General features: G+C 63.7%; 27 protein-coding genes, 1 other RNA gene and 1 pseudogene. 10 read left to right on the plus strand and 19 right to left on the minus strand.

Annotation, left to right across the window (positions count from 1 at the left end; genetic code table 11):
- Positions 1-449 precede the first annotated feature (449 nt).
- Entirely contained in the window at positions 450-908 is a 459-nt protein-coding gene (locus tag AN189_RS15415) for an Lrp/AsnC family transcriptional regulator (RefSeq protein WP_056037858.1), read from the minus strand.
- Positions 909-989: 81 nt separating this feature from the next.
- Here AN189_RS15415 and AN189_RS19505 point away from each other — a divergent pair, with 81 nt between their 5' ends.
- The 3 genes and pseudogenes from AN189_RS19505 to AN189_RS19740 all read left to right on the plus strand — a co-directional run.
- On the plus strand, positions 990-1157 hold the full coding sequence (locus AN189_RS19505) for a hypothetical protein (protein ID WP_216597754.1): 168 nt from the start codon (positions 990-992) through the stop codon (positions 1155-1157).
- A gap of 132 nt (positions 1158-1289) precedes the next feature.
- Complete coding sequence (locus tag AN189_RS19510) at positions 1290-1658, plus strand: hypothetical protein (protein ID WP_216597755.1); 369 nt, start codon at positions 1290-1292, stop codon at positions 1656-1658.
- 131 nt (positions 1659-1789) lie between these two features.
- Positions 1790-2173 (plus strand): annotated as a pseudogene (locus AN189_RS19740) (RraA family protein); the annotation flags it as partial.
- 132 nt (positions 2174-2305) lie between these two features.
- Here AN189_RS19740 and AN189_RS15425 read toward each other — a convergent pair.
- The 5 genes from AN189_RS15425 to mgtE form a co-directional block, all read right to left on the minus strand.
- Entirely contained in the window at positions 2306-3055 is a 750-nt protein-coding gene (locus tag AN189_RS15425) for a YebC/PmpR family DNA-binding transcriptional regulator (protein ID WP_056037861.1), read from the minus strand.
- A 68-nt stretch (positions 3056-3123) separates the two neighbouring features.
- Positions 3124-4899 carry an SLC13 family permease gene (locus AN189_RS15430; protein ID WP_056038119.1) on the minus strand — a complete coding sequence of 592 codons (1776 nt, stop codon included), beginning with the start codon at positions 4897-4899 and terminating at the stop codon, positions 3124-3126.
- A 72-nt stretch (positions 4900-4971) separates the two neighbouring features.
- Positions 4972-5787 (minus strand): TIGR00282 family metallophosphoesterase, encoded by an 816-nt coding sequence (locus tag AN189_RS15435; RefSeq protein WP_056037864.1) that lies wholly within the window; start codon positions 5785-5787, stop codon positions 4972-4974.
- A gap of 62 nt (positions 5788-5849) precedes the next feature.
- Entirely contained in the window at positions 5850-6407 is a 558-nt protein-coding gene (locus tag AN189_RS15440; protein WP_301281463.1) for a 5-formyltetrahydrofolate cyclo-ligase, read from the minus strand.
- The gene (mgtE, locus tag AN189_RS15445; RefSeq protein ID WP_056038126.1) at positions 6395-7783 is read right to left on the minus strand and encodes a magnesium transporter; all 1389 of its coding nucleotides are present in this window, start codon (positions 7781-7783) and stop codon (positions 6395-6397) included. Before mgtE ends, AN189_RS15440 begins: the two co-directional genes overlap by 13 nt.
- A 106-nt stretch (positions 7784-7889) precedes the next feature.
- Between mgtE and guaD the strand changes: the two genes are divergently transcribed.
- Positions 7890-9182 carry a guanine deaminase gene (gene guaD / locus AN189_RS15450; protein WP_056037867.1) on the plus strand — a complete coding sequence of 431 codons (1293 nt, stop codon included), beginning with the start codon at positions 7890-7892 and terminating at the stop codon, positions 9180-9182.
- Positions 9183-9249: 67 nt separating this feature from the next.
- Here guaD and AN189_RS15455 read toward each other — a convergent pair whose 3' ends face one another.
- The 4 genes from AN189_RS15455 to AN189_RS15470 all read right to left on the minus strand — a co-directional run bounded on the left by AN189_RS15455 (position 9250) and on the right by AN189_RS15470 (position 12423).
- On the minus strand, positions 9250-9732 hold the full coding sequence (locus AN189_RS15455) for a CAP domain-containing protein (RefSeq protein ID WP_056037870.1): 483 nt from the start codon (positions 9730-9732) through the stop codon (positions 9250-9252).
- A 90-nt stretch (positions 9733-9822) separates the two neighbouring features.
- Complete coding sequence (locus AN189_RS15460) at positions 9823-11163, minus strand: 8-oxoguanine deaminase (RefSeq protein ID WP_056038129.1); 1341 nt, start codon at positions 11161-11163, stop codon at positions 9823-9825.
- A complete protein-coding gene (locus tag AN189_RS15465; RefSeq protein ID WP_056037872.1) occupies positions 11156-11968 on the minus strand; it encodes an inositol monophosphatase family protein in 813 nt (270 codons plus the stop codon). Before AN189_RS15465 ends, AN189_RS15460 begins: the two co-directional genes overlap by 8 nt.
- Before the next feature lie 89 nt (positions 11969-12057).
- A complete protein-coding gene (locus tag AN189_RS15470) occupies positions 12058-12423 on the minus strand; it encodes a helix-turn-helix domain-containing protein (protein WP_056037875.1) in 366 nt (121 codons plus the stop codon).
- Positions 12424-12682: 259 nt separating this feature from the next.
- Here AN189_RS15470 and AN189_RS15475 point away from each other — a divergent pair, with 259 nt between their 5' ends.
- Complete coding sequence (locus AN189_RS15475; RefSeq protein ID WP_056037879.1) at positions 12683-13642, plus strand: NADPH:quinone oxidoreductase family protein; 960 nt, start codon at positions 12683-12685, stop codon at positions 13640-13642.
- On the opposite strand, the gene AN189_RS15480 is transcribed toward AN189_RS15475, so the two are convergent.
- Complete coding sequence (locus AN189_RS15480; RefSeq protein WP_056037880.1) at positions 13632-14498, minus strand: LysR family transcriptional regulator; 867 nt, start codon at positions 14496-14498, stop codon at positions 13632-13634. The genes AN189_RS15475 and AN189_RS15480 overlap by 11 nt on opposite strands.
- 114 nt (positions 14499-14612) lie before the next feature.
- Between AN189_RS15480 and AN189_RS15485 the strand changes: the two genes are divergently transcribed.
- The 3 genes from AN189_RS15485 (at position 14613) to AN189_RS15495 (ending at position 16702) form a co-directional block, all read left to right on the plus strand.
- Positions 14613-14825, plus strand: coding sequence for a DUF1127 domain-containing protein (locus AN189_RS15485; protein WP_056037885.1), 213 nt, complete (start codon positions 14613-14615; stop codon positions 14823-14825).
- 122 nt (positions 14826-14947) lie between these two features.
- Positions 14948-15718, plus strand: a complete 771-nt coding sequence (locus tag AN189_RS15490) for a Bax inhibitor-1/YccA family protein (protein WP_056037888.1) — start codon at positions 14948-14950, stop codon at positions 15716-15718.
- 102 nt (positions 15719-15820) lie between these two features.
- A complete protein-coding gene (locus AN189_RS15495; RefSeq protein WP_056037890.1) occupies positions 15821-16702 on the plus strand; it encodes a DMT family transporter in 882 nt (293 codons plus the stop codon).
- 55 nt (positions 16703-16757) lie between these two features.
- Here the strand turns inward: AN189_RS15495 and rpmG are convergent, their stop codons facing one another.
- From rpmG to gatC, 7 genes are all read right to left on the minus strand, one after another.
- Positions 16758-16925, minus strand: coding sequence for a 50S ribosomal protein L33 (rpmG, locus tag AN189_RS15500; RefSeq protein ID WP_008233681.1), 168 nt, complete (start codon positions 16923-16925; stop codon positions 16758-16760).
- Positions 16926-17032: 107 nt separating this feature from the next.
- On the minus strand, positions 17033-18106 hold the full coding sequence (locus AN189_RS15505; RefSeq protein ID WP_056037894.1) for a sensor histidine kinase: 1074 nt from the start codon (positions 18104-18106) through the stop codon (positions 17033-17035).
- Between the two features lie 96 nt (positions 18107-18202).
- Positions 18203-18578, minus strand: an RNA gene (gene rnpB / locus AN189_RS15940) — RNase P RNA component class A.
- Between the two features lie 12 nt (positions 18579-18590).
- On the minus strand, positions 18591-19202 hold the full coding sequence (locus tag AN189_RS15510) for an N-acetylmuramoyl-L-alanine amidase (protein WP_056038134.1): 612 nt from the start codon (positions 19200-19202) through the stop codon (positions 18591-18593).
- Positions 19203-19261: 59 nt separating this feature from the next.
- On the minus strand, positions 19262-19960 hold the full coding sequence (locus AN189_RS15515; protein ID WP_367379450.1) for a hypothetical protein: 699 nt from the start codon (positions 19958-19960) through the stop codon (positions 19262-19264).
- A gap of 29 nt (positions 19961-19989) precedes the next feature.
- A complete protein-coding gene (gatA, locus tag AN189_RS15520) occupies positions 19990-21471 on the minus strand; it encodes an Asp-tRNA(Asn)/Glu-tRNA(Gln) amidotransferase subunit GatA (RefSeq protein WP_056037896.1) in 1482 nt (493 codons plus the stop codon).
- Positions 21471-21758 carry an Asp-tRNA(Asn)/Glu-tRNA(Gln) amidotransferase subunit GatC gene (gatC, locus tag AN189_RS15525; protein WP_056038139.1) on the minus strand — a complete coding sequence of 96 codons (288 nt, stop codon included), beginning with the start codon at positions 21756-21758 and terminating at the stop codon, positions 21471-21473. Before gatC ends, gatA begins: the two co-directional genes overlap by 1 nt.
- 126 nt (positions 21759-21884) lie before the next feature.
- Here gatC and AN189_RS15530 point away from each other — a divergent pair, with 126 nt between their 5' ends.
- Both AN189_RS15530 and lysM read left to right on the plus strand, forming a co-directional pair.
- Positions 21885-22574, plus strand: coding sequence for a metal-dependent hydrolase (locus tag AN189_RS15530; RefSeq protein WP_056037898.1), 690 nt, complete (start codon positions 21885-21887; stop codon positions 22572-22574).
- A 191-nt stretch (positions 22575-22765) separates the two neighbouring features.
- Complete coding sequence (gene lysM / locus AN189_RS15535; protein WP_056037901.1) at positions 22766-23203, plus strand: peptidoglycan-binding protein LysM; 438 nt, start codon at positions 22766-22768, stop codon at positions 23201-23203.
- A gap of 1 nt (position 23204) precedes the next feature.
- On the opposite strand, the gene AN189_RS15540 is transcribed toward lysM, so the two are convergent.
- Entirely contained in the window at positions 23205-23651 is a 447-nt protein-coding gene (locus AN189_RS15540; RefSeq protein WP_056037904.1) for a nucleoside deaminase, read from the minus strand.
- Positions 23652-23681 lie beyond the last annotated feature (30 nt).

The following is a 23681-nucleotide window of genomic DNA, read 5'->3' on the forward strand; positions in this document are numbered from 1 at the left end:
CGGGCTGATCACCATGGGCTGACACCCACGCTGAGGCCTCGTAGTTTCGGAATTGGTCAAATATTTGGCAATTTGTAATCAATATGGACATATGCCAAAGCGCCGCCAGCGGCTGATCTTGCGGGCAATAACCGAAAAATCGCCGATTTGACCTGCGCTCTGCGATACTTTTTCGCCTGTGCTGAGGCTGAACAGCACGCAGGGTGACAATCTATTTGTGAACCTGCGTCACATTGGTCCGGCACATCGAATGGGTTTCCATGCGCGTGCCTCCGGTCAACCACCCACGCCCCCAACGACAACTCAACTTTAACAAAAGCATATTTCACCAAGCGCTGCGCCGGTTCCGAGGGCGGTTTCATGCACGCAGCTGCTTCTGTGACGCGGTGCACCCAATGTCCGGTTTGCCAAGGCCGAGGGCCGTCATTCCCACGGACGCTGTCACGTCATCAAATTGAATGACCCGCCATGCACGGGCGCCCGGCAACAGCGCTCAGGACGATCGTCGTGCCCACACGCGTGACCGGCTGGACCGGATTGATCTGGGTTTCGATGATGTGGTTCAGCTCATCAATCCCCGACGCAGGGATCTTGAGCAGGTAGCAATCGTCTCCCGCGATCTTGTGCAGCTCCTCCAACCCAGTCACGCCGGACAGGGCAGCGGCAGCGTCAAAACCGAGGCTTGGCTTGGCGTCCGTGACCAAGACAAACGCCAGCAGTGGTTTCCCAAGCGCATGGGCGTTCAGCCGCACTTCGTAACCCCGGATGACGCCGTCAGCTTCCAGCCTGCGCACGCGTTCTGAAATCGCCGAGGGGGCCAGACCGACCTGTCGGGCGATATCTGCCTTGGAAATCGCGGCATCGTGCAGAAGAAGCGACAGTATTTGTTTATCTCTTGCGTCGATCATGCGGAAATATTGTCATGACACTAACGAAGCATCTGCGATTTAGATCAATTGGATACGAAAAGCCTGTCAGGGGACCAAAAAATGGACTCGGGGACGCTTGATCTGAACTTTGCAGAGGGCACGGTCCATTTGGCCTATCGGCATCGCGCAGGAACCCGGCCGCCATTGGTATGCCTGCACGGCTTCGGCTCGACCAAGGAAGACTACGCCGATCTGTCGATGCGCCCGAATTTCGGGACCGCAGCCTGATCTTTTGGAATGCGCCGGGGTGCGGTGCGTCTCGGGTCAGCTCGCCTCAGGCGCTGTCGATCCCGTTTCTGGTCAAGGTTGCGCTGACTGCCTGCGATACCTCTGGCATCGCACGTTTCCACTTGTCCGGGCATGCGATGGGGGGGCCTCACCGCGCTTTTGCTGACGCATGAACAGCCGGATCGGATCCTGAGGTCCATTAATATCGAGAGGAATATCGCGCCAGAAGATTGTTTTCTGTCGCGCCAGATCATCGCGCACCCGGCCGACACGCCCGCAGGTTTTGTCAAAGCGTTCATCGACCGGGTGCGCCATCGCGCGGAATATGGCTTTGGCCTTTATGCGGCGGCCTTGCCCGCCAAAGTGCGCGACATGTCGTATCAACCGATCTTTACCTCCATGTTGGGCCTGTCCGGCGATGCACCACTGATGAAGATGTTCACGGGTTTGTCCTGTCCGCGCGCCTTCATCCATGGCGCACAAAACCGCCATCTTTCGTAGCTCGGGGATCTGCCTGCGACAGGTGTCAACGTGATCGCGATCCTGCATTCAGGGCATTTCCCGATGTAGTCCAACCCGCCCGCGCTTTGGACTGCGATGGCGGATTTCCTTGAAAGGCATGATCCCCGCCCATGACCCCAACTGATTTTGCAGCCTTTCCGACGGGCAATCTGTGCAATGCCGATCCGCGCGTGCGCGCCATTGCGTCCGCGATCAGGCCGTTGATCCCCGGCAATCGCATCGCGGGCCGGGCCTGCACCGCGCGGATCACACCGGGCCAGAATGGCGCGATCCGCCGCGCGGTCCATCACGCCGCAGCCGGGGATATCTTCGTCGTGGATGGCGGCGGGGCAGAGCGTTTCGGCCCCTTCGGAGACCTGCTTGCCGATGGCTGTCTGGCCAAGGTCATGGTCGGCGCCGTCTTTGATTGCACGATCCGCAACAGCGCCGTTATCGCGGCGCTGGGTTTCCAGGTGTTCTGCCGGGGTTTTCATCCCGAAGCGACCGCCAAGACGGACCGCGGTGACGCGGCTGGACGGCAATCCGCAAGCACGGCTTTTCGCCGCCATACAGCTTCGCACCACCGATGCACCATACAAAAAGGGCCCCCGCAGGAGGCCCTTTGCGCATCACCCGATCAGGCCGCGTTAGCTGTTGGCGTAGGCGGCCATGACCTCGTCGCTGGCGTCGACGTTGGTGGTGACATTCTGCACGTCGTCGTCGTCTTCCAGTGTCTCGACCAGGCGCATCAGCTTGGTCAGGCCTTCCAGGTCCAACTCGGTCTGCATGTTCGGCTTCCAGATCAGCTTGGTGGATTCCGCATCGCCCAATGCGGCCTCCAATGCCGTGGACACGTCGTTCAGATCGGTCCCTTCGCACAGGATGACGTGGTTTTCGTCGTCCGACTGCACGTCCTCTGCACCCGCTTCGAGTGCGGCCATCATGACCGTGTCCTCGTCACCGACAGACGCGGGATAGACGATCTGACCCTTGCGGTCGAACATGTAGCCGACGCTGCCGGTTTCGCCCAGGTTTCCGCCGCTCTTGGCAAATGTCGAACGGACCGACGACGCGGTGCGGTTGCGGTTGTCGGTCATCGCCTCGACGATGACGGCCACACCGCCGGGGCCGTAGCCTTCGTAGCGGATCTCGTCATAGTTTTCGGCATCGCCGCCCACGGCCTTGTTGATCGCGCGCTCGATCACGTCCTTTGGCACGGATGACGATTTCGCCTCCTTGACGGCCAGACGCAGGCGCGGATTCTTGTCGGGATCAGGGTCGCCCATCTTGGCGGCGACGGTGATTTCCTTGCTCAGCTTGGAAAACAGCTTGGCCCGGATCTTGTCCTGACGACCCTTGCGATGCTGGATGTTCGCCCATTTGGAATGTCCGGCCATGGCGGGAATCCTTTTGCAGAAATTTGTGTCAGCGGGCTATAGCGCAGCCCGCCCCTGCCCCGCAAGCATCACAGCGGGTAGATCATCGGGATCGCGATGGAACAGATGACCGCAAGGCTCAGGTTCAGCGGCACACCGACCCGCAAAAAGTCGGTAAACTTGTACCCGCCGGGACCGTAAACCAGCGTGTTGGTCTGATAGCCGATGGGCGTGGAAAAACTGGCCGAGGCCGCCATCATCACCGCAATCACCAGTGGTCGCGGATCAAGCCCCAGCGCGCTTGCCAGACCGATTGCAATCGGCGTAATGACGACGGCCACGGCGTTGTTCGACACCAGTTCCGTCAACACCATTGACAGCGCGTAGACACAGAAAATCACGACGAACGGCGGCATGGTCTGCAAGGTCGGCGCGATGGCATTGGCAATGATTTCCACCGCGCCCGAGGATTCCAGTGCGGCCCCGACCGCCAGCATCCCGAAAATCAGCGCCAACAGCGGCCCGTCCACGCTGGCAAAGGCCTCGTCCGCGTCGATACAGCCCGTCATCAGCACGATGACGACACCCAGAAACGCCAGATGCAGGATGGGCGCCACACCCAGTGCGGCCAGCACGACGATCCCCAGCATGGTCGCAATGGCGATGGGCGCGTGACTGCGGCGGTAGGCGCGTTCGGACGGTTTGGACACATCCGCCAGCTTCATTTCCAGTGCCAGTCGCTGAATATCCTCTGGCGCGCCTTCCAGCAGCAGGGTGTCACCGACCTTGACCACCACGTCCTGCAACTGGCGAATGTTCTTGTCCCGCCGGTGCACGGCGAGGACATAGACACCGTAACGCCGCCGCAAACGCATCGCCCCCAGCGACCGACCCACCATCTTGCAATCGGGGGAAATCAGCACCTCGACCGTGGTGGTTTCCACCGCCGACAACTGGTCAACGCGGCGCAGCTCCTTGTTTGCCTGCAACGACAGGATTTCCGACATGGCGGTGCGCAACACCACGCGGTCACCGACCTGCAATTCGACGGTCTCCAGATCGTGACGCAGGGACGCATCGCCGCGCACCACGTCGATCAGGCGCACGCCGTCGCGCTTGAACAACTGCACGCCCGAGACCTCGCGCCCGATCAGGTTGCTCTCGGGGGGGATCACGGCCTCGGTGAAAAACCGCATCTTGGACCGGTCCGATAACATGGCGGCCATGCTGGTCCGGTCCGGCAGCAGCCGGTTGCCGAATATCACCAGATACAGCATCGCCCAGACGGCAATTACCAGCCCGATCGGCGTGACCTCGAAAATCCCAAAAGGCTCCATCCCCGACTGGCGCGCGACACCGTCCACAACCAGGTTGGTCGAGGTGCCGATCAGCGTCAGCGTGCCGCCGACGATGGACCCGTAGGACAGCGGGATCAGCAGCTTGGACGCTGCGATTTTCATGGTGCGGGCCATCTGGATGAACACCGGCAGCATGACGACCACGACCGGCGTGTTGTTCACGAAGGCAGAGGCCGAGATCACGAACCCCATCACGCCGCCCATGGCCTGCCGCGGGTTACGCCGCGCCGCGCGTTCGGCGGCCTGCGTGACATAGTTCAGTGCCCCGGTCCGCACCAGCGCGCCCATGACGATGAACATCATCGCAATGGTCCAGGGTGCCGCGTTTGACAAAACGGCAACCGCATCCTCATAGGGCAGGATGCCCGTGAACAGCAGCACCCCTGCCCCGGCCATCGCGACCACCTCGGTCGGGTAAATCTCGCGCAGGAACAGCACGAACATGACGCCCAGAACGCCCAGCGTCACCGCCGCCTGATGGTCATTCAGAAATTCCGCGGGAATCATGGTCATCGCCTTAAAAGTTGCCTCAGCATCATCGCCCGGCCGTCAGTGCTCTGCAATGGGTGGCACGACGGGTCAGACGGGCCCCGATTGTTGCAACCGCCCGCCCTGGCGCACCATATGGGTCTGCGTGGCGCGGCCTGTGCGGTCGTCGGTTTCGACATAGAGCCCCGACAGCGTGGCGTCTTCTTCAGCAGGCTGGAACCGGCCCTTGGGCATCCCCGTAATGAACCGGCGCAGGGGTTCGTCCTTTTGCATGCCGATCACGGAGTTATAGTCGCCGCACATGCCCGCATCCGACAGATAGGCCGTGCCCCCCGGCAGGATCATCGCATCCGCCGTCGGCACATGGGTATGGGTGCCGACCACGATACTGGCACGCCCGTCGCAATAATGGCCCACGGCCATCTTCTCGGATGTCGCCTCGCAGTGAATATCCACCAGCGACGCGGCCAGCTGCCCGCCCATCGGGTATTGTTTCAACACAGCATCAAGCGCCGAAAACGGATCGTCGAACGGGCGTTTCATGAACACCTGCCCCAGCACCTGCGCCACCAGCACCTTGCGACCACGCGCATCGGTGAACACACGCGCACCCACGCCGGGGGCCGACTTGGCAAAGTTGATGGGCCGCAGGACGCGCGGCTCCTTTTCGATGAACGCCATCATGTCGCGCTGGTCAAAGGCGTGATCGCCCAGCGTGACGACATCGGCCCCTGCATCCAGGATCAGCCGCGCATGGTCGGGTGACAGTCCCGCACCATTCGTCGCGTTCTCGCCGTTGACGACGACGAAATCCAATTTCCAGTCGCGGCGCAGACGCGGCAGGTGGTCAGTGATGGCGCGACGGCCGGCGCGTCCCATGACGTCGCCCAAGAACATGATTTTCATAGGCTCGGTGTTAGGCCCCTGCCCGACCTGCCGCAAGGGGAACCGGACGTCGTGTCGTGAACTTACCCGCCCCGGACCTCCAGGATCGCGCGTTCCGTCACGATCAGGTCCAGCGGCTGATCCGTCGGTTCCAGCGGCAGATCCTCTGCCTCTTGCGCCCCATAGGCAAAGCCCACGGCCAGCACCGGTCCATGGGCGCGCAGCTGTTCCAGCGTGCGGTCGTAAAACCCACCGCCATAGCCCAGCCGCCCGCCGCACCTGTCGAATGCGACCAGCGGCACGATGACGATCTGCGGGATGATCCAATCGCCCGCCGCCGGCACCAGCGCGCCAAAGTCACCCGGCACCATCGCACAACCCGGCGTCCAGGCGCGGAATTGCAGCGGTTGATCCTTGGCCATCACCACCGGCATGGCAACCGGTCCGTGCGCGGCTGCCTCCGCAATTGCGGGCAGCGGGTCGATTTCGCTGCGCATCGCGGCATAGCCCGCCAGTGGCACGCCACGGTGGCCTGCCAGGAATTCCGACAGTTTGCCCGCCGGGGCCTTGGTCATCGCATGCGCCGCCGCCCGCCGGGCAAAGGCATCGGCCCGCGCCTGCGCCTTGGTCACAGCAGCCACAGTGCCGCCAGCCCCAGAAAGGCAAAGAAACCGACGATATCCGTCACCGTCGTCACAAATGCACCCGACGCCAGCGCGGGGTCGATGTTCAACCGGTCCAGGATGATCGGCACCCCCGTGCCCGCCAGCCCCGCCACCACGAGGTTGATCACCATCGCCACCGCGATCACGACACCCAGCATGGGTGAGCCAAACCACACAAGCCCGACAACCCCCATCACCACGGCGAACAACAACCCGTTGATCAGGCCCACCAGCACCTCGCGCCGGATGACCCGCCAGACGTTGGACCCGGTCAGATCGCGCGTCGCAAGCGCACGCACCGCCACGGTCAGTGACTGCGTGCCGGCGTTTCCGCCCATCGACGCAACAATCGGCATCAACACGGCGAGTGCCACCAGCGACGAAATCGTGCCCTCGAACAGTGAAATCACCAGTGACGCCAGGATCGCCGTCGCCAGATTCACCGCAAGCCAGGGCGCGCGCTGTTTCGTCGTTTCGATGACCCGGTCCGACAGGCTGCCCTCGCCCACACCAGCCAGACGCAGCAGGTCTTCTTCGGCTTCTTCTTCGAGGAACGCCATGGCGTCGTCGATGGTGATGACCCCCACGATCCGGCCGTCGTCATCCACCACGGGGGCCGTGATCATGTGATAGTGGTTGATCGCCTGCGCGACCTCCTCGACGTCCTGCGACACGTTGAACGTTCGGAACGTGTCCTCGACCAGATCGCGCAAAGGCGTCGCGCGCGGATGCGACAGCACCCGCCCAAGAGTCACATAGCCAACCGCCTTGAGCCGCGGATCAACCAGAATGATGTGATAGAACTGGTCCGGCAGCGTCACGTCCGACCGCAGGAAATCGATCGTATCGCCAACGGTCCAGTGTTCCGGCGCGCGTACCAGTTCGACCTGCATGTGGCGACCGGCGGATTCCTCGGGGTAGGTCAGTGATTTCTCGACCACCACGCGGTCCGTGGGCGACAGGGCATCCAGCACCAGATCCTGCTGTTCGGGATCCAGATATTCGACCAGATCGACGACGTCGTCGCTGTCCAGATCGCGCATCGCCTCGACCAGCTCTGCCGGCTGCATCAGGTCGATGATTTCCTCGCGCAGGTTCTCGTCGAGTTCCGACAGCACCTCGCCGTCGATGCCCTTCCACAGCTCCATCAGCTCGCGCCGGGGACGTGCGTCGATCACCTCGATCAGATGGGCGATGTCGGCGGGGTGCAGCGGTTCCAGCAGCGCCGCGATATCCTCGGCGTTGCGGGCGTCGATCGCCGCAATCACATCGGACACCACCCGGTCGGTGATGCCGAAGGCTTCTTCGTTGTCGTCCTCCGGGACCTCCGGTTCGATCTGCGCGTCTGACATGGCGGTCCCCTTGGCTGGCTTGCCCTCAGCATAGCTTGCGCGGACGTGGCGACAACAGCGCATCGGGGTGATTGTGCCTGCCTGGGCCGCCACATAGGGTGCGGACATGACAGAACATCTTCTTCTGGGGCAAACCCTGCAATTCACCGGTGACGCGCTGGCCGACTGGCAGGCGGCCACCCGGCACCACAGCGCAGGGGCGGTCCTGATCCGCGACGGGCGTATTCGGGATGTGGGCCCCGCCGAATCTCTGCGCGCCGTCCACCCAGATGCCACCGTCACCGACTACGGCGACGCGCTGATCTGCGCGGGGTTCGTTGATGCGCACATGCACTACCCGCAGACCGCCATGATCGCGAGCTGGGGCAAACGCCTGATCGACTGGCTGAACACCTATACCTTCCCAGAGGAAGCCAAGTTCAGCGATCCCACCTATGCCGACATGATCGCAGGCCGGACGCTGGACCTCGCCCTTGCGCATGGCACAACCACGCTGACCAGTTTCTGCACGATCCACCCCGCCTCGGTGAACGCGTGGTTTCAGGCGGCAGCGGCCCGCGGCATGGCCGTCGTCGGCGGCAAGACCTGCATGGACCGCAATGCGCCCGACAACCTGCGCGACACCGCGCAAACGGCCTATGACGACAGCAAGGTTCTGCTGGATCGCTGGCACGGACAGGGCCGCGCCACCTATGCCATTACGCCACGGTTTTCACCCACCTCGACGCCGGATCAAATGTCGGCGCTTGGCGCGCTCTGGGCCGAACACCCCGATTGCCTGATGCAGACCCACCTGTCCGAACAAGTGGACGAGATCGCATGGGTCCGCGACCTCTACCCCGACGCCCGCGACTACCTTGATACCTACGAGGCGCACGGCCTGCTCGGCGCGCGCGGCCTATACGGCCACGCAATCCATCTTGAACCACGCGAGGTTGACCGCCTGGCAGAGGTCGGCGCCGCCGTCATCCATTGCCCGACCTCCAACACGTTTATCGGGTCCGGGCTGTTCGACATGATGGGGCTGGCAAGGGCGGGCCTACGCATCGGGCTGGCCACGGACACCGGCGGCGGGTCCAGTTTTTCCATGCTGCGCGTCATGGCCGCCACCTATGAGATCGGCCAGTTGCGCGGCACGCCATTGCACCCGGCCCAACTGATGTGGCTGGCGACCGAAGGGGCCGCGCGGGCGCTGCACATGGGCGGCCAGATCGGTCACCTGGGTGCCGGGGCCATGGCCGACCTCTGCGTGATCGACCTCGCCTCGACCCCCGCCATCGCCCAGCGCCACGCCTGCGCCGACGACATCTGGGAGGCGCTCTTTCCCACGATCATGATGGGTGACGACCGCGCCATCCGCGACGTCTGGGTGGCCGGGCGGCGGGTTGCCGCAGGGTAGGAACTGAACAGATCGCCTCGTCCGACTACGCCGATCAGCTCTTACCGCCAACCGAAACAGCCACACTCTAGCAGGGCAGCAGCATTACCATGACCCAATAGCCGTCGGCGGTGCCGATCCCGTAGTTAGTATAGGTCGCGTTCAGCATGTTGCGGCGATGCGCAGGTGAGGCCATCCAACCCGCAAAGGCCTGATCGGAGGTGCCGTAGCCCTGTGCGATATTTTCGCCGACACCGCAGGCCGCAACCCCGGCACGACGCGCGCGGGCCATGGCGTTGCCGCCGTTCCTGTCGCGGTGCGTGAGCGCCCGACGCGCCGCCAGCTCACCGGCAAAATCCGCCGCCACCCGGTCCAGTGCCGCATTGGACACCAACGGCGCACGCCCGGCCTGCGTGCGTGCCGCGTTCAGCTGACGGTCAAATCCGGCAAAGGCGGGTGGGTTGCCAGCCAATGCCTGCCGTGGCGCACCGTCCGACACGGTGATGACAGGCACCGGAACGGGCACGCAGGCGGACACCGCAAGGGCCAGGAGCAGGGCGAATATTTTCATGGCGGTTCAATTGCCACGAAGCAGGCGTTCCGCATAGCCCTGCCGCGATCTTGCGCTGATTTTTGCCAGCCGCGGACAGGTTTGCGCCGATCAAGCCCTTTCGGCCAACCTTGCCGCGAGCGCGTTCTGCCGCGCGATCACGGCCGCGCTATCGACCGTCGTGACACGTCCGTCGCGCACCAAGGCGCGGCCCTCGACAAACAGATCCCGCACGCGTGTTGGTCCCGCGAGGACCAGCGCCGCCGCATCCCAACTGCCAGCGGCCGCGATCCCGGAAACATCCCAGACCGCAAGGTCGGCCCGCATGCCGGGCACGATCTGGCCCACGTCATCGCGGCCCAATACCGCTGCGCCGCCACGGGTCGCCAGCCGCAGGGCTGTGCGTGCGCTCATTGCATCGGCACCGCGGCTGACGCGCTGCAACAGCATCGCCTGTCGCGCCTCGCCGATCAGATTGGCCGCGTCGTTGCTGGCCGATCCGTCCACACCCAGCCCCACGTTCACGCCCGCATCCAGCATCGCGCGCACCGGCGCGATCCCGGACCCCAGGCGGCAGTTGGAACAGGGACAATGTGCAACGCCGGTCCCGGTACGGGCGAACAAGTCAATCTCGGTTGCGTCCAGCTTTACGCAATGTGCGTGCCAGACATCGGGACCGGTCCAGCCCAGATCCTGCGCGTATTCCCCGGGGCGACACCCGAACTTTGCCAGCGAATAGGCCACATCTTCGTCGTTTTCGGCCAGATGCGTGTGCAGCATCACGCCCTTGTCCCGCGCCAGCAGCGCCGCATCCCGCATCAGGTCACGACTGACCGAAAACGGCGAACAAGGTGCCACGCCCACCCGCACCATGGCCCCCGGCCTGGGGTCGTGAAAGGCGTCGATGACGCGGATGCAATCCTCCAGGATCGCAGCCTCGCGTTCCACCAGCACATCGGGCGGCAACCCGCCATCACTGACACCAATGCTCATGGCGCCGCGCGTGGGATGAAACCGCAAACCGACCTCTGCGGCGGCGGCAATGGTGTCATCCAGCCGCGCCCCGTTGGGAAACAGATACAGGTGATCCGCCGTCGTGGTGCAGCCCGACAATGCCAGCTCGATCAGCCCGGTCTGGGTGGAGACGAACATGTCCTCGGGCCCGAACCGCGCCCAGATGGGATAGAGCGTCTGCAACCAGCCGAACAACAGCGCATCCTGTCCCCCCGGCACGGCACGCGTCAGCGATTGATACAGGTGATGGTGCGTGTTGATCAGCCCCGGCGTGACCACGCATCCCGTCACGTCCACCACGTCACCACGGGTCGTCAGGCCCCGCCCGATCCCGGCAATCACGCCGTCACGGATCAGTATGTCACATGCCGCGTGTTCACTGCCCTTGTCATCCATCGTCACGACGCATTGCGCGCCGCGCAACAGACGTTCAGTCATGCAGCGCATCCTGCAGGATCGAAAGCGCGACCGCATGCACATCGGCATTGGCCGCCGCAATGACCTGACCACCGCTGTAGGCCGCACCACCCTGCCAGTTGGACACGATGCCGCCGGCGGCCTGGATCACGCTGATCGGGGCCTGAATGTCATAGGCATTCAACCCGGCCTCGACGACCAGATCTACCTGCCCTGCCGCCAGCAGCGCATAACCATAGCAATCCATCCCGTAGCGCGTCAGCCGCACCCGTTCGGACAGGGCACGAAACGCGCGATATTCCGTCTTGGTCCCGACCTCGGGAAAGGTGCTGAGCAGCGTCGCTGCTTCGAGCGCGCGGCTCGACCGGGTGCGCAGGGGATGGGTGCCATGCGGTCCGCGCACCTCGGCCACGCCGAAGCCGCCGATGAACCGTTCCTTGATGAACGGTTGGTCGATGATACCGAAAACCGGTCCGCCGATGGTGGCCACCGAAATCAGCGTCCCCCAGGTCGGGGTGCCGCTGATGAACCCGCGCGTGCCGTCGATCGGGTCCAGCACCCAGATCAACCCGCTACGCCCCGTGACGGTCGGCAATTCCTCTCCCAGTATGCCGTCGTCCGGGCGCGCCTGCTGAATCACGGCACGCATCGCCAGTTCGGCCTCGCGGTCCGCGCGGGTCACGGGATCGAACCCGTCGGCGTCCTTGTTTTCAGCCTCAAGCGTCGGGGACCGGAAATAGGACAGTGTCACGTCACGCGCGGCATCGGCGGCCGCAAGGGCAACCTTTTGCAGGTCGGATTTCAGTTCGTCAGTCAGCAGTATCATGAAGCCTCGACAGCATAATTCTTGGCTGTGGACCTACTTCGCTTGCCGCTGACTTGCCATCGCGAACCGCAAAAGGTCTCAAACCCGGCTCAGGCTGCGTCGCTCAGGACACGCGCAAGGTCGAACAGGCGGCGGCGCTGGTTTTCGGGGATCGCGTAATAGGACCGCAGCAGGTCCAGCGCTTCCTTGTCGGACAACAGGTCGCCGGGCGTCCCTTTCTGGTTGTCCTGCTCCTCCAGGTCGATCCCCTCGAAAAAGAATGCAACCGGCACCTCGAGCACCTTGGAGATATCCCACAGGCGCGAGGCGCTGACACGGTTCATGCCGGTCTCGTATTTCTGGATCTGCTGGAACTTGATCCCAACAGCCTCGGCCAGCTGCTGCTGCGTCGTGCCCAGCATCCAGCGCCGGTGGCGAATACGTTTTCCCACATGCACATCAACTTCGTGTTTCATTCTCTTCCCTCAATCGTCAATAAAATGACCCGGCCAATTCGCGCTGGACCATCCGCAAAGCCCGGGCCTGGCACACAAACCCCTGGCCACACCAAACAAGTCATGGTTGCAGCCAGCGACGACAGATTACCCGCGCACAACCATGGGGCAAGTTGGCTAAAAGGTCATGTCACCCATCCAAACGGATAGGTGCCCGCATATTGACACCAAACCGAATAGGCGGTCCGCTGGCCGCAACAGCAGACCAAAAGGTGACCTTGTGCGCGCATTCCAGATCCAGACCTTTGACGCCCCGCCAGCCCTGGCAGAGGTCGAAACCCCCTCTCCCGCCGCGGGTGAGGTCGCAGTCAAGATTGCCGCCTGCGGTCTGAATTTCGCGGATATGCTGATGGCCAAGGGCACCTATCAGGACACGCCGGAACCGCCCTTTATCCTCGGGATGGAGGTTTGCGGCACCGTGATCGCCCATGGTCCGGGCGTGGACGGCCCCGCCATCGGCACCCGCGTGGCCGTGTTCGGCGGTCAGGGCGGCCTTGCTGACGTTGCGACCTTTCCGGCCGCCCTGTGCCGCCCGGTGCCGGACGCGATGCCAGATACTGTCGCCGCCGGGTTTCAGGTGGCCTATGGCACGTCGCATCTGGCGCTGACGCGCCGCGCGCGCCTGCAACCGGGGGAAACCCTGCTGGTGCTGGGTGCCGCAGGCGGTGTGGGCCTGACGGCGGTGGAAATCGGCAAGGCGCTGGGCGCGCGGGTCATCGCCGTCGCACGCGGCGCGGACAAGCTGGCGGTCGCCCGCGAGGCCGGCGCCGATCACCTGATCGACAGCACCGACGGCGACCTGAAATCGCAGATCAGGGCGCTGGGCGGTGTCGATGTGGTCTATGACCCCGTGGGCGGCGACGCCTTCAAGGCGGCCCTGTCGGCCTGCAACCGCGAGGCGCGGGTCATCGCCATCGGCTTTGCCAGCGGTGACGTGCCGCAGATCCCCGCGAACATCCTGCTGGTGAAAAACATCACCGTCATCGGATTCTACTGGGGCGGCTATCTGAAATTTGCGCCCGACGCGCTGACTGACAGCCTGTCGGACCTGATGGACCTCTATGCGCAGGGCAAACTGCGTCCGCACATCAGCCATACATTGCCGCTGGACCGCGCGGGCGAGGGCCTGGACCTGCTGGCCAGCCGTCAGGCCACCGGCAAGGTCGTGATCACGCCATAGCCAGTTCGCGCTGGCCGTAGGCCGCGCGCACCAGTTCCGACAGGCGCGTCAGCACCGGCGCGTCACCCCCTTGGGCATACATCGCGATCTTGGTCCGGCCCAGATCGGGCAAGGCCCCGCCGTGGGCGATTTCCTCGTGCTGGCGGGAAATGTCGGTCCTGATGACCGCCTGCACCGCCAGATCGGCACTGACAGCGGCGTTGACCGCGCTGTCACCGTCCGATTCGACGACCAGTTCCCATGCGATTTCGGCCTGTTCCAGCGCCCGGATCACCCCGGGCCGAAAGACGCAATTGCTGCAATAGGCCAACCGCAGGGGCCGCGTGCGCCAGGCCGTACCCCCGATCGCCCCGACCCAGGCCAAGGGGATCTCGGTCAGGGTTTCGGCCTCGGGACCGGGGGTGGCCTCGGTTGTGATGATCACGTCACATGCGCCCCGGTCGAACATGTCGCGCAACTGCAAGGTGGGGGCCGATATCAACTGCACCCGCACCCGCGGAAATTCAGTCGAAAACGCCCGCAAGACCCGCGGCACATAGGGATCAACGATGTCATGCGGCACGCCCAGACGGATTTCGCCGGAAAATTCCTGCGCGGTCAGCCGGGCGAACACCTCGTCGTTCAGCGCCAGCATCCGGTGCCCGTATCCCAGCAGTTGTTCGCCCGCCGCCGTCAATCCGATGGTCCGCCCCGACCGGTCCATCAGGGTCAGACCCAGCGAATCCTCCAGCCGGCGCAACTGCATCGACACCGCCGATTGCGTCAGGTTCAGGATGCCCGCCGCGCGGGTGACGCCACCGCAATCCGCCACCGCGACAAAGGATCGCAAGGCCGTCATGTCGATGTTTCGGGGCATATCACAATCCTTGATACAACAGTTCAGACATATTCGTTTGAACTATGGATAAACCGCGCCCAGATATCAAGCATCCAGATAGATTGACCAATTCACTTCACACAGGATGATATCATGACGACCCTGACCCAACGGCATCTGCACGCCGAAACGCCGCGACCTGGCCTGTTTGCGCGCCTGATTGCCGCCGACCGGGCATTTCGCCAGCGCCGCGCGATGCACCGGCTGACCGACGCGCAGTTGCGCGACATCGGATTGACCCGCGCCCAGATCGCAGCCGACACTGCACGCCCCGTCTGGGACTCTCCGCGTCACTGGCGCACCTGAGGGTTTCGGGCTTGCCGATCACTCCGATTTCAGGTCCATACCACTTGAAATAAGGGGGCAACCTGCCAATATCGGGCACGAGCGTCGAAAAATCCGGCGCAACGTTTTTGCAGGAGGTCTCAATGGCACAATACCAGACGATCCCCCGCGCGGGCACCTCCCGCACGGCTATGATCGACGAAGGGCTGCGCGCCCACATGAACAAGGTCTACGGCATCATGTCCGTCGGCATGCTGATCACCGCACTTGCCGCCTGGGCCATTTCGGGTCTGGCGATTTCGACCGAACCGACAGCCTACCAGATCGGGTCCAGCACCTATCTGACCGAATTCGGCGCGACGCTGTGGGCCAGCCCGCTGAAATGGGTCGTGATGTTTGCCCCCCTCGTCATGGTGTTCGCCTTTGGCGCGATGATCAACAAACTGTCGGCCGCCGGCGCGCAGACGTTCTTTTACGCCTTTGCCGCGCTGATGGGTATTTCGCTGTCGTGGATCTTTGCGGTCTACACCGGCGTGTCGATCATTCAGGTGTTCCTGATCACCGCGATCGCATTCGCGTCGCTGTCGATGTATGGCTACACGACCAAGCGTGACATCTCGGCCTGGGGCAGCTTCCTCATCATGGGTGTTGTGGGCCTGATCATCGCCAGCATCGTGAACATCTTCCTCGGGTCTGGCGTTGTCCAGCTGGCGATTTCCGTTCTGGGTGTCCTGATCTTTGCGGGCCTCACCGCCTATGACACGCAAAAGATCAAGAACGACTACATCGCACACGCACAGCATGGCGACAGCGAGTGGCTGGCGAAATCGGCGATCATGGGTGCGCTGAACCTGTATCTCGATTTCATCAACATGTTCATGTTCCTGCTGCAGTTGTTCGGCAACCGCGAATAAACAGCACGACAGATCCATGACCAAAGGCCGGTCCGCGTGACCGGCCTTTTTTGTTGCCCGGTCGCAGGCTAGGCTGATCCTGCCCCGCATCAGGATCGCCCCATGACAGCCATTGCCACCGCCCGCCGTGCCGACCTGATCGGCAGCGCCTACATGGTCTGCGCGATGGCGTTCTTTGCGGTCGAGGATGCGTTCATCAAGGCTGCGGCCACCACCCTGCCGCTGGGTCAGATCCTCATCATCTTTGGGGTGGGCGGTGCCGCCGTCTTTGCCCTGCGGGCGCGACGGATGGGCCAACCGCTGTTCGTGCCGGACGTGCTGTCGCGACCCATGCGTATCCGCGTCCTGTTCGAAATCACGGGCCGGTTGTTCTACGGGTTGGCGATCGCGCTGATCCCGCTGTCTGCCGCCACGGTCATATTGCAAGCCACCCCGCTGGTCGTCGTCGCGGGGGCTGCGCTGTTGTTTGGCGAAACCGTCGGCTGGCGGCGCTGGACCGCGATTTTCATCGGCCTGATCGGCGTCGTCATCATCATCCGGCCCGGCACGGACGGGTTCAGCGCCCTGTCGCTGCTGGCGGTCATCGGCATGGCCGGGTTTGCCGGGCGCGATCTGGCAAGCCGTGCCGCCCCGCTGACGGTCAGCACCACGCTGCTGGGGTTCTACGGGTTCTCTGCCCTGGTCATCGCGGGCGCGCTTTACACGGTCTGGGATGGCTTTGCGTTGCGTGCGGTGACGGCACCAACAGCCCTGTGGCTGGCGGGCACCATCGCAGCCGGAGTTGTCGCCTATAGCTGCCTGATGCGCGCGATGCGCACGGGTGACGTGTCGGCGGTGACGCCATTCCGCTACAGCCGCCTGCTGTTCGGGATCGCACTTGGCGTTGTCCTGTTCGGGGAACGCCCGGATGCAGCCACATGGATCGGGTCCGGTCTGATCGTGCTGGCGGGTCTGTTCATCATGTGGCGGGGCAAGGGTGCCTGAAACGCAAAAGGCCCCGCAATTGCGAGGCCCAGCGTAACCGTCAGAGGCGGATCAATTACTTGATCTTGCCTTCCTTGTATTCCACGTGCTTGCGCACAACGGGGTCGTACTTCTTGATGACCATCTTTTCGGTCATCGTACGGGCGTTTTTCTTGGTGACGTAGAAATGGCCTGTGCCCGCGGTGGAGTTCAGGCGGATCTTGATCGTGGTTGGCTTCGCCATGGTGTCTCTCCTGTTCGCGGCGCAGACGCTTCGCGCGCGCGGATCATATCTCTTGAAGTCCGCCTTCTAACTGGCGCGGGGGCCGAGTCAACCGCAAAAGCTGCGGATTACAGATCAAACCCGACACGGAACATGGTTCCCCCCTCGGGAATGGCGACCCAGTCCAGTGCGCCGCCGATCTTGGCCGCCATGGATTGCACCACCATCATGCCCATGCCCGCGCCGTCCGGCGTGAAATCCGCCGCCAGACCGCAGCCGTTGTCGCGCACGCACAGCGCAAGGCTGTTGTCGGACGGCTGTAGCAGATCGACACCGATCAGACCGTCAAGCCCCAGTTCGGCATGGCGCAAGGCATTGCCGGTCAGTTCCGCCACGATCAATCCCAGGGCAAGGCTGACCTCGGACTTTACCCGCAGGTCCGGGCCCAGCCCCGCATAGTCCAGCCTGACGGTTCCGCCGATGCTCTGCTGGATATCCGCACAGAGCGATGACAGATATTCGTCCAGCCCCACCTCGTCCGACATGGCGCGGTGCAGCTTGTCATGCACCGACGCGATAGTGCGCACCCGCATGGCGGCGTCAGCCAGTGCTTCACGCACATTTTCATCGTCGGACGCGCGGGCCCGCATGTTCAGCATGCTCGACACCAGGCTCAGGCTGTTCTTGACGCGATGATCGACCTCGCGGCGCAACATCTCGCTTTCGGCAAGGGCCGCCTCCAACGCGGTCTGACGATCCACAAGGGTCGTCACATCCCGCGACACCGCCAGCACCCTGCCGACCGTGCCATCCGCCTCGAGAACCGGTGACACCGTCACCGCCCACCAGCGCGGCGTGCCCTTGGCCGTGGGGCAGAACGATACGAATTCCGACGTCTCACCGCCTGCCGCCGCCTGCACTGCGTCCCGCAGTCGGTCGGTTTCGGCCTCGGGCCAGAGGGCCCACCAGTCCTGTCCCAGAATCACATCGACGTCGTCGATTTCCATCGCACCCTGTCCGGCGTAGCTCATGAATATGAGGTTGCCGTCCAGGTTCAGCAATTTCACGCAGTCGGGTGAACTGGCAAGCAGTGACAGTGTCAGGGACTGATTTTGCGGCATGACACCGGTCAAGGCCGCATCATCGCGGTCGATTGCGTCAGCGGTGCACCCTGTCCGAGTCGTTTGGCCGAGACGCGTCATACTTAGCCCCCCAAAGACAAGTTTGACCCTTAAATTACCTGCACCCTGACCATCGGTCAATTCTGCTTTGGTTTAGGGTGGGCGCATGGCGCGCAATGACACGGATGGCCTATAAGCCGGATTTTGTCCCCCGCATTACTGCGGTTGGATGATCATTCGTCTAAAGCCGTCGTTACCGACGACCCTCTGGCTGCCAACCCGGGCCTCTCGGGTCAGGCGTCCCTGCCGGATCGCTCCGGCACGAGGCCCCTATTTGGCATTGCTCCCGGTGGGGCTTGCCGTGCCGCTTCTGTTGCCAGTCGCGCGGTGGGCTCTTACCCCACCGTTTCACCGTGACCACGCATGCGTGGCCGTCTGTTCTCTGTGGCGCTTTCCCTGGGGTTGCCCCCGCCGGGCGTTACCCGGCACCGTGCCTTGTGGAGTCCGGACTTTCCTCGACCGCTTGCGCGGCCGCGATCACCCGGCCATCCGTGTCGGGTTTGCGTTACTGGGGCGAACCCCTTGCGTCAACGCCAAACCGCGCCGCCAGATCGGCGGCAAGCGCGCGGTCGGTGTCGTCCAGCGGCCCGGTGTGGCGCGGTCTGAACCGCAGGCGGAACGCCGCCAGCAGCGTGTCGTCGTCCACATCCGCCGTATAGCCGAACCGCGAGAGGTCCGCGCGGAAATCCCCCGGCGTGGCCAGCGCGGGCCAGACCGACACCCCCTCGCGCGCCAGTCTGCGCCAGTCGAACCGCGCGCCGGGGTCGATCTTGCGCCCCGGGGCCATGTCCGAATGGCCGATGACGCGGTGTGCGGGGATATGCCAGCGGGCCATGATGCTGGCCACCAGATCACACAGCGCATCCATCTGCGCCGCGGCAAAGGGACAGGTGCCGATGTTGGACAGCTCGATCCCGATGGACCGGCTGTTCACATCCGTCACACAGCCCCAGCGCCCGGCACCCGCGTGCCAGGCACGCTGGTCCTCTGGCACGAGGGCAAGAACCTCGCCGTCGGTGCCGATCAGGTAATGGGCCGACACCTCTCGTGCGGGGTCGCACAGGACGCGGGCGGCGGCGGCGTGGTCTGCCATCGCGGTGTAATGCAGCACGATGATATCGGGCACAGCCCCATCACGCCGCGGCCCGCAGTTGGGGGACGGATGCCGGATCGGGGTCAGTTGCCGGTCGCCACAAGGCGGAACGGTGCCGGGTCCCAGCCACAGGCAAAACCGTCGCCGTCGGGATCAAGCCCGCGCGCATTGCGCTCAGGCCCGCCACGCGCCAGAAAATCACGCTGCGCCGCATCGGGCGAGTTATATTCGGCGCAATTGCGTTCAAAGGTGCGCTGGCTGGCAAAGATCGACCGCGAATACCATTCCTGACCTTTGCGATTGGGCGCAGACAGGGCGTATTCGACGATATTCGGCCCGGTATCGGCTGGCCGCTGCGGCACTGCGGTCGGCATCACGATCTGGCGCTGTGCGGCCAGCTGCGCCCGGCGCTGCGCGTCGGATTCGATCGTCTCGCGCGAGGCGACGGCGTCAAAGTTGTTTTCATCCGAAATGCCGGGGTTGCTGGTGGCCACGGGGGCCGCGGCGATCGCCGACAATGGCGGGCCGACAGGGTCCGCCGTCCCTGCCCCGCCGATGCCCAGCGCCGCAAGTTCAGAGGATGCCACCACCTGATTGTCAGCGCCCAAGGGGGCAGCGGCCACCGGGGCCGGTGCACCAAAGCTGACAGGAGCCTGCGCCGCAGCAGCCTGCTGAGCGGCACGCTGGCTTGCCATCACGGCAGCAGCACCGCTGTCGGGCACACGCGGCGCACAGGCGGCAGTAGCAACCAGGGCCGTCAGACACAGAACAGAACGGATCACGTCACGCCTCCTTGAACGAATGACCCAGCCTACCACCACTTGGCGGGCTTGGCGTTGAAACCTGCGCTGCGTTCCAGCGCATAGGCGACATTCAGCAGATCGCCCTCTTCCCACGGACGACCGATCAGTTGCAGACCCAGCGGCAGACCCTTGGCGTCCAGCCCGGCCGGCACGCTGATGCCCGGCAGACCCGCAAGGTTGACCGTCACGGTGAACACGTCGTTGAGGTACATCTGAATAGGGTCGGCGTTCTTCATCTCGCCCAGACCAAACGCGGCAGACGGCGTCGCAGGCGTCAGGATCGCATCGACACCATCCGCAAACACCTGATCAAAGTCACGCTTGATCAGCGCGCGAACCCGGCGCGCACGGTTGTAATAGGCATCGTAGAAACCCGCGGACAGCACATAGGTGCCGACCATGACACGGCGCTGCACCTCTGCCCCGAAGCCTTCGGCGCGGGTCTTTTCGTACATCTCGGTGATGCCGTCGCCCGCGTCCAGCTTGGCCCGGTGGCCGAACCGCACACCGTCGTAGCGGGCCAGATTCGATGACGCCTCGGCGGGGGCGATCACATAATAGGCGGGCAGCGCGTATTTCGTATGCGGCAGGCTGATGTCACGCACCTCTGCGCCCGCATCACGCAGCATAGCGGTGCCGTCTTCCCACAGCTTTTGGATCTCGGCGGGCATGCCGTCCATCCGGTATTCCTTTGGAATACCGATGACCTTGCCGCGGATATCACCGGTCAGCGCGGCCTCGAAATCGGGCACGGGAATATTGGCCGACGTGCTGTCCTTGGCGTCGAAACCCGACATGGCCTGCAGCATGATGGCGCTGTCGCGCACGTCCTTGGTCATCGGACCCGCCTGATCCAGCGACGAGGCAAAGGCCACGACGCCCCAGCGGCTGACGCGTCCGTAGGTCGGCTTGATCCCCGTGATGCCGGTAAAGGCGGCAGGCTGGCGGATCGACCCGCCGGTATCGGTGCCGGTGGCCCCGAGGCACAGATCGGCGGCAACAGCAGCAGCAGACCCGCCGGATGACCCGCCCGGCGTCAACTGACGGTCGTCGACCTTCCACGGGTTGACGGCATCGCCGTAGACGGATGTTTCGTTGCTGCTGCCCATGGCGAATTCGTCCATGTTCAGCTTGCCCAGCATCACCGCGCCTGCGTCGAACAGCTGGGTCGTGACGGTGGATTCGTATTCCGGCTTGAACCCTTCGAGGATGCGACTGGCCGCCTGAGAGGCCACGCCCTTGGTGCAAAACAGGTCCTTGATCCCCAGCGGGATACCGCACAAATCTGGCGCCTCACCCGCCTGGATGCGCTGATCCGCGCTCTTGGCTTGGCTTTCTGCAACTTCCGGCGTTTTGTGGACAAAGGCGTTCAGCGTGTCGGCCGCGTCGATCGCCGTCAGGCAGGCGCTGGTCAGTTCGACACTGGTCACCTCGCCCTTGCGCAGGGCGTCACGGGCGGCGGCGATGGTCAGTTTGGTCAGATCGGACATTATTCCACCACCTTGGGTACGGCAAAGAAACCTTCGCGGGCGTCGGGCGCATTGGCCAGGACACGGTCCTGCTGACCGCCATCGGTCACCACGTCATCGCGGCGATACAGGCGCTGCGGCGTGACGGATGTCATCGGTTCCACCCCGTCCACATCAACCTCGTTGAGCTGCTCGATAAAGCCCAGGATCGCGCTGAATTCCTGCGCAAGCGCGGGCAATGCGTCGTCTTCGACCTTGATGCGCGCCAGTTTGGCCACGCGGCGGGCGGTGTCGGTATCGATGGACATCGGGGCCTCGTTTTTACGGTTCAGCCTGCGTTTACCCGCCCCGGCGATGCGCTGCAAGCGTGGCTACATTGCCAGGCGGGGTGCGCAGGCTACCATGAGGGCATCGCACAAGAAGGATTGACCAAGATGAATATCACATGGCTGGGCCACGCCAGTTTTCGCATCGAAATCGCGGGGGCGGTGCTCCTGATCGACCCCTGGCTGAACGGCAACCCGTCGTTTCCCGATGACCAGCGCGACGCCGCCATCGCAGGAACGACACATATTCTGCTGACCCACGGACACGGCGACCACGCAAGCGAGGTCCAACAGATCGCACGGGACACGGGCGCACCGGTTTACGGCATCGTGGAACTGATGGGCGCCATCGCGGACAACGGCATCGAAACGGTGGGTTTCAACAAGGGCGGCACCGTCGATCTGAACGGCGCGCATGTCACGATGGTCAACGCGGTGCATTCATCGTCCTTTGACGGGCCGGACGGCACGCGGGTCGCGGGCACCGAATGCGGCTTCATGATCGCAGGCGAAGGCAAAACGATCTATTTCAGCGGCGACACGGATATCATGGCCGACATGGACTGGATGGGCGACTTGCACAAACCCGACATCGGCATCCTCTGCGCGGGTGGATTTTACACGATGGACATGGGCCGCGCCGCCTACGCCGCGAAACGGTATTTCAATTTTTCAACCGTGATCCCCTGCCACTATGGCACATTCGATGCACTGGCCCAGGATGCGCAGGTGATGCGCGACGCCCTGCCCGGCGTCGATGTTCTGACCCCTGCCGTCATGGAAACCACCACGCTCTAGCCCTGCCCCACCCCGATTGCCAATTGGCAATCGGGGTGAAAAGCGCCCCGGGTCAGATGGTTCGATCTGCGGGCGGTGGGGTTTCTTATTGGTGAATTTTCAGCCCGCGCGACGCATCTTTTGCGGGATGTCGTGACACGGTGACACAATCGTGATTACCCTGCGCGCGATCAGCAAAAGGGAGATCACACATGGGACTTTTCAGCTTTGTCAAAGATGCCGGCAAGAAACTGTTCGGCAAGGACGACGCCCCTGAATCCACGCAAGAGGCACTGAACGCCGAACTGAAGGATCTGGGTCTGGACGCATCCGACGTGCAGGTCACGGTCGCTGGCGACAAGGTCATGATCAAGGGCAAGGCCCCGACGCAGGAACAGCGCGAAAAGATCATCCTGGCGGCAGGCAACGTCGATGGCGTGGCCGAAGTCGAAGAAGAAATCGAAGTTGCGGACGCGGCCGCAGAGCCGGTTTTCTACACCGTCAAAAAGGGCGACACCCTGTCGGCCATCGCCCAGGCGACCATGGGCAAAGCCAGCAAATACCACGCCATTTTCGAGGCGAACAAGCCGATGCTGTCCCACCCCGACAAGATCTACCCCGGTCAGAACCTGCGCATCCCGCAGGAATGACCTAGCGTTTCGACGCGAAAAAGCGGCGCAGCAGGTCTTCGGATTGCTGCGCCGCGATGCCGTCATAGACCTGTGGCGCGTGATGGCATTGCGGGTGGCTGAACACCCGCGGCCCCTGGGCCACACCCCCCGATTTCGGATCAGACGCCCCGTAATAGAGCCGCGCCAGCCGCGCGTTGCTGATGGCGGCGGCGCACATCGGGCAAGGTTCCAGCGTCACATATAGATCGTATCCCGCCAGCCGTTCCTGCCCCAGGGCCGCACAGGCCGCGCGGATCGCCAGCACCTCGGCGTGGGCGGTGGGGTCGTTCAGTTCCCGCGTGCGGTTTCCGGCCTGCGCCAGCACGCCCTGCGGCCCCGCGATCACGGCCCCCACCGGCACCTCGTCCCGGTCGGCCGCGGCGCGGGCCTCGGTCAATGCCAGGTCCATGTAGCTGCGAAATGTCATGCCCTGTCATGCCCGCAGGTGGGACACTCT

The organism is Loktanella sp. 3ANDIMAR09, from assembly GCF_001420005.1.
In the GTDB taxonomy this organism is placed as follows: domain Bacteria; phylum Pseudomonadota; class Alphaproteobacteria; order Rhodobacterales; family Rhodobacteraceae; genus Loktanella.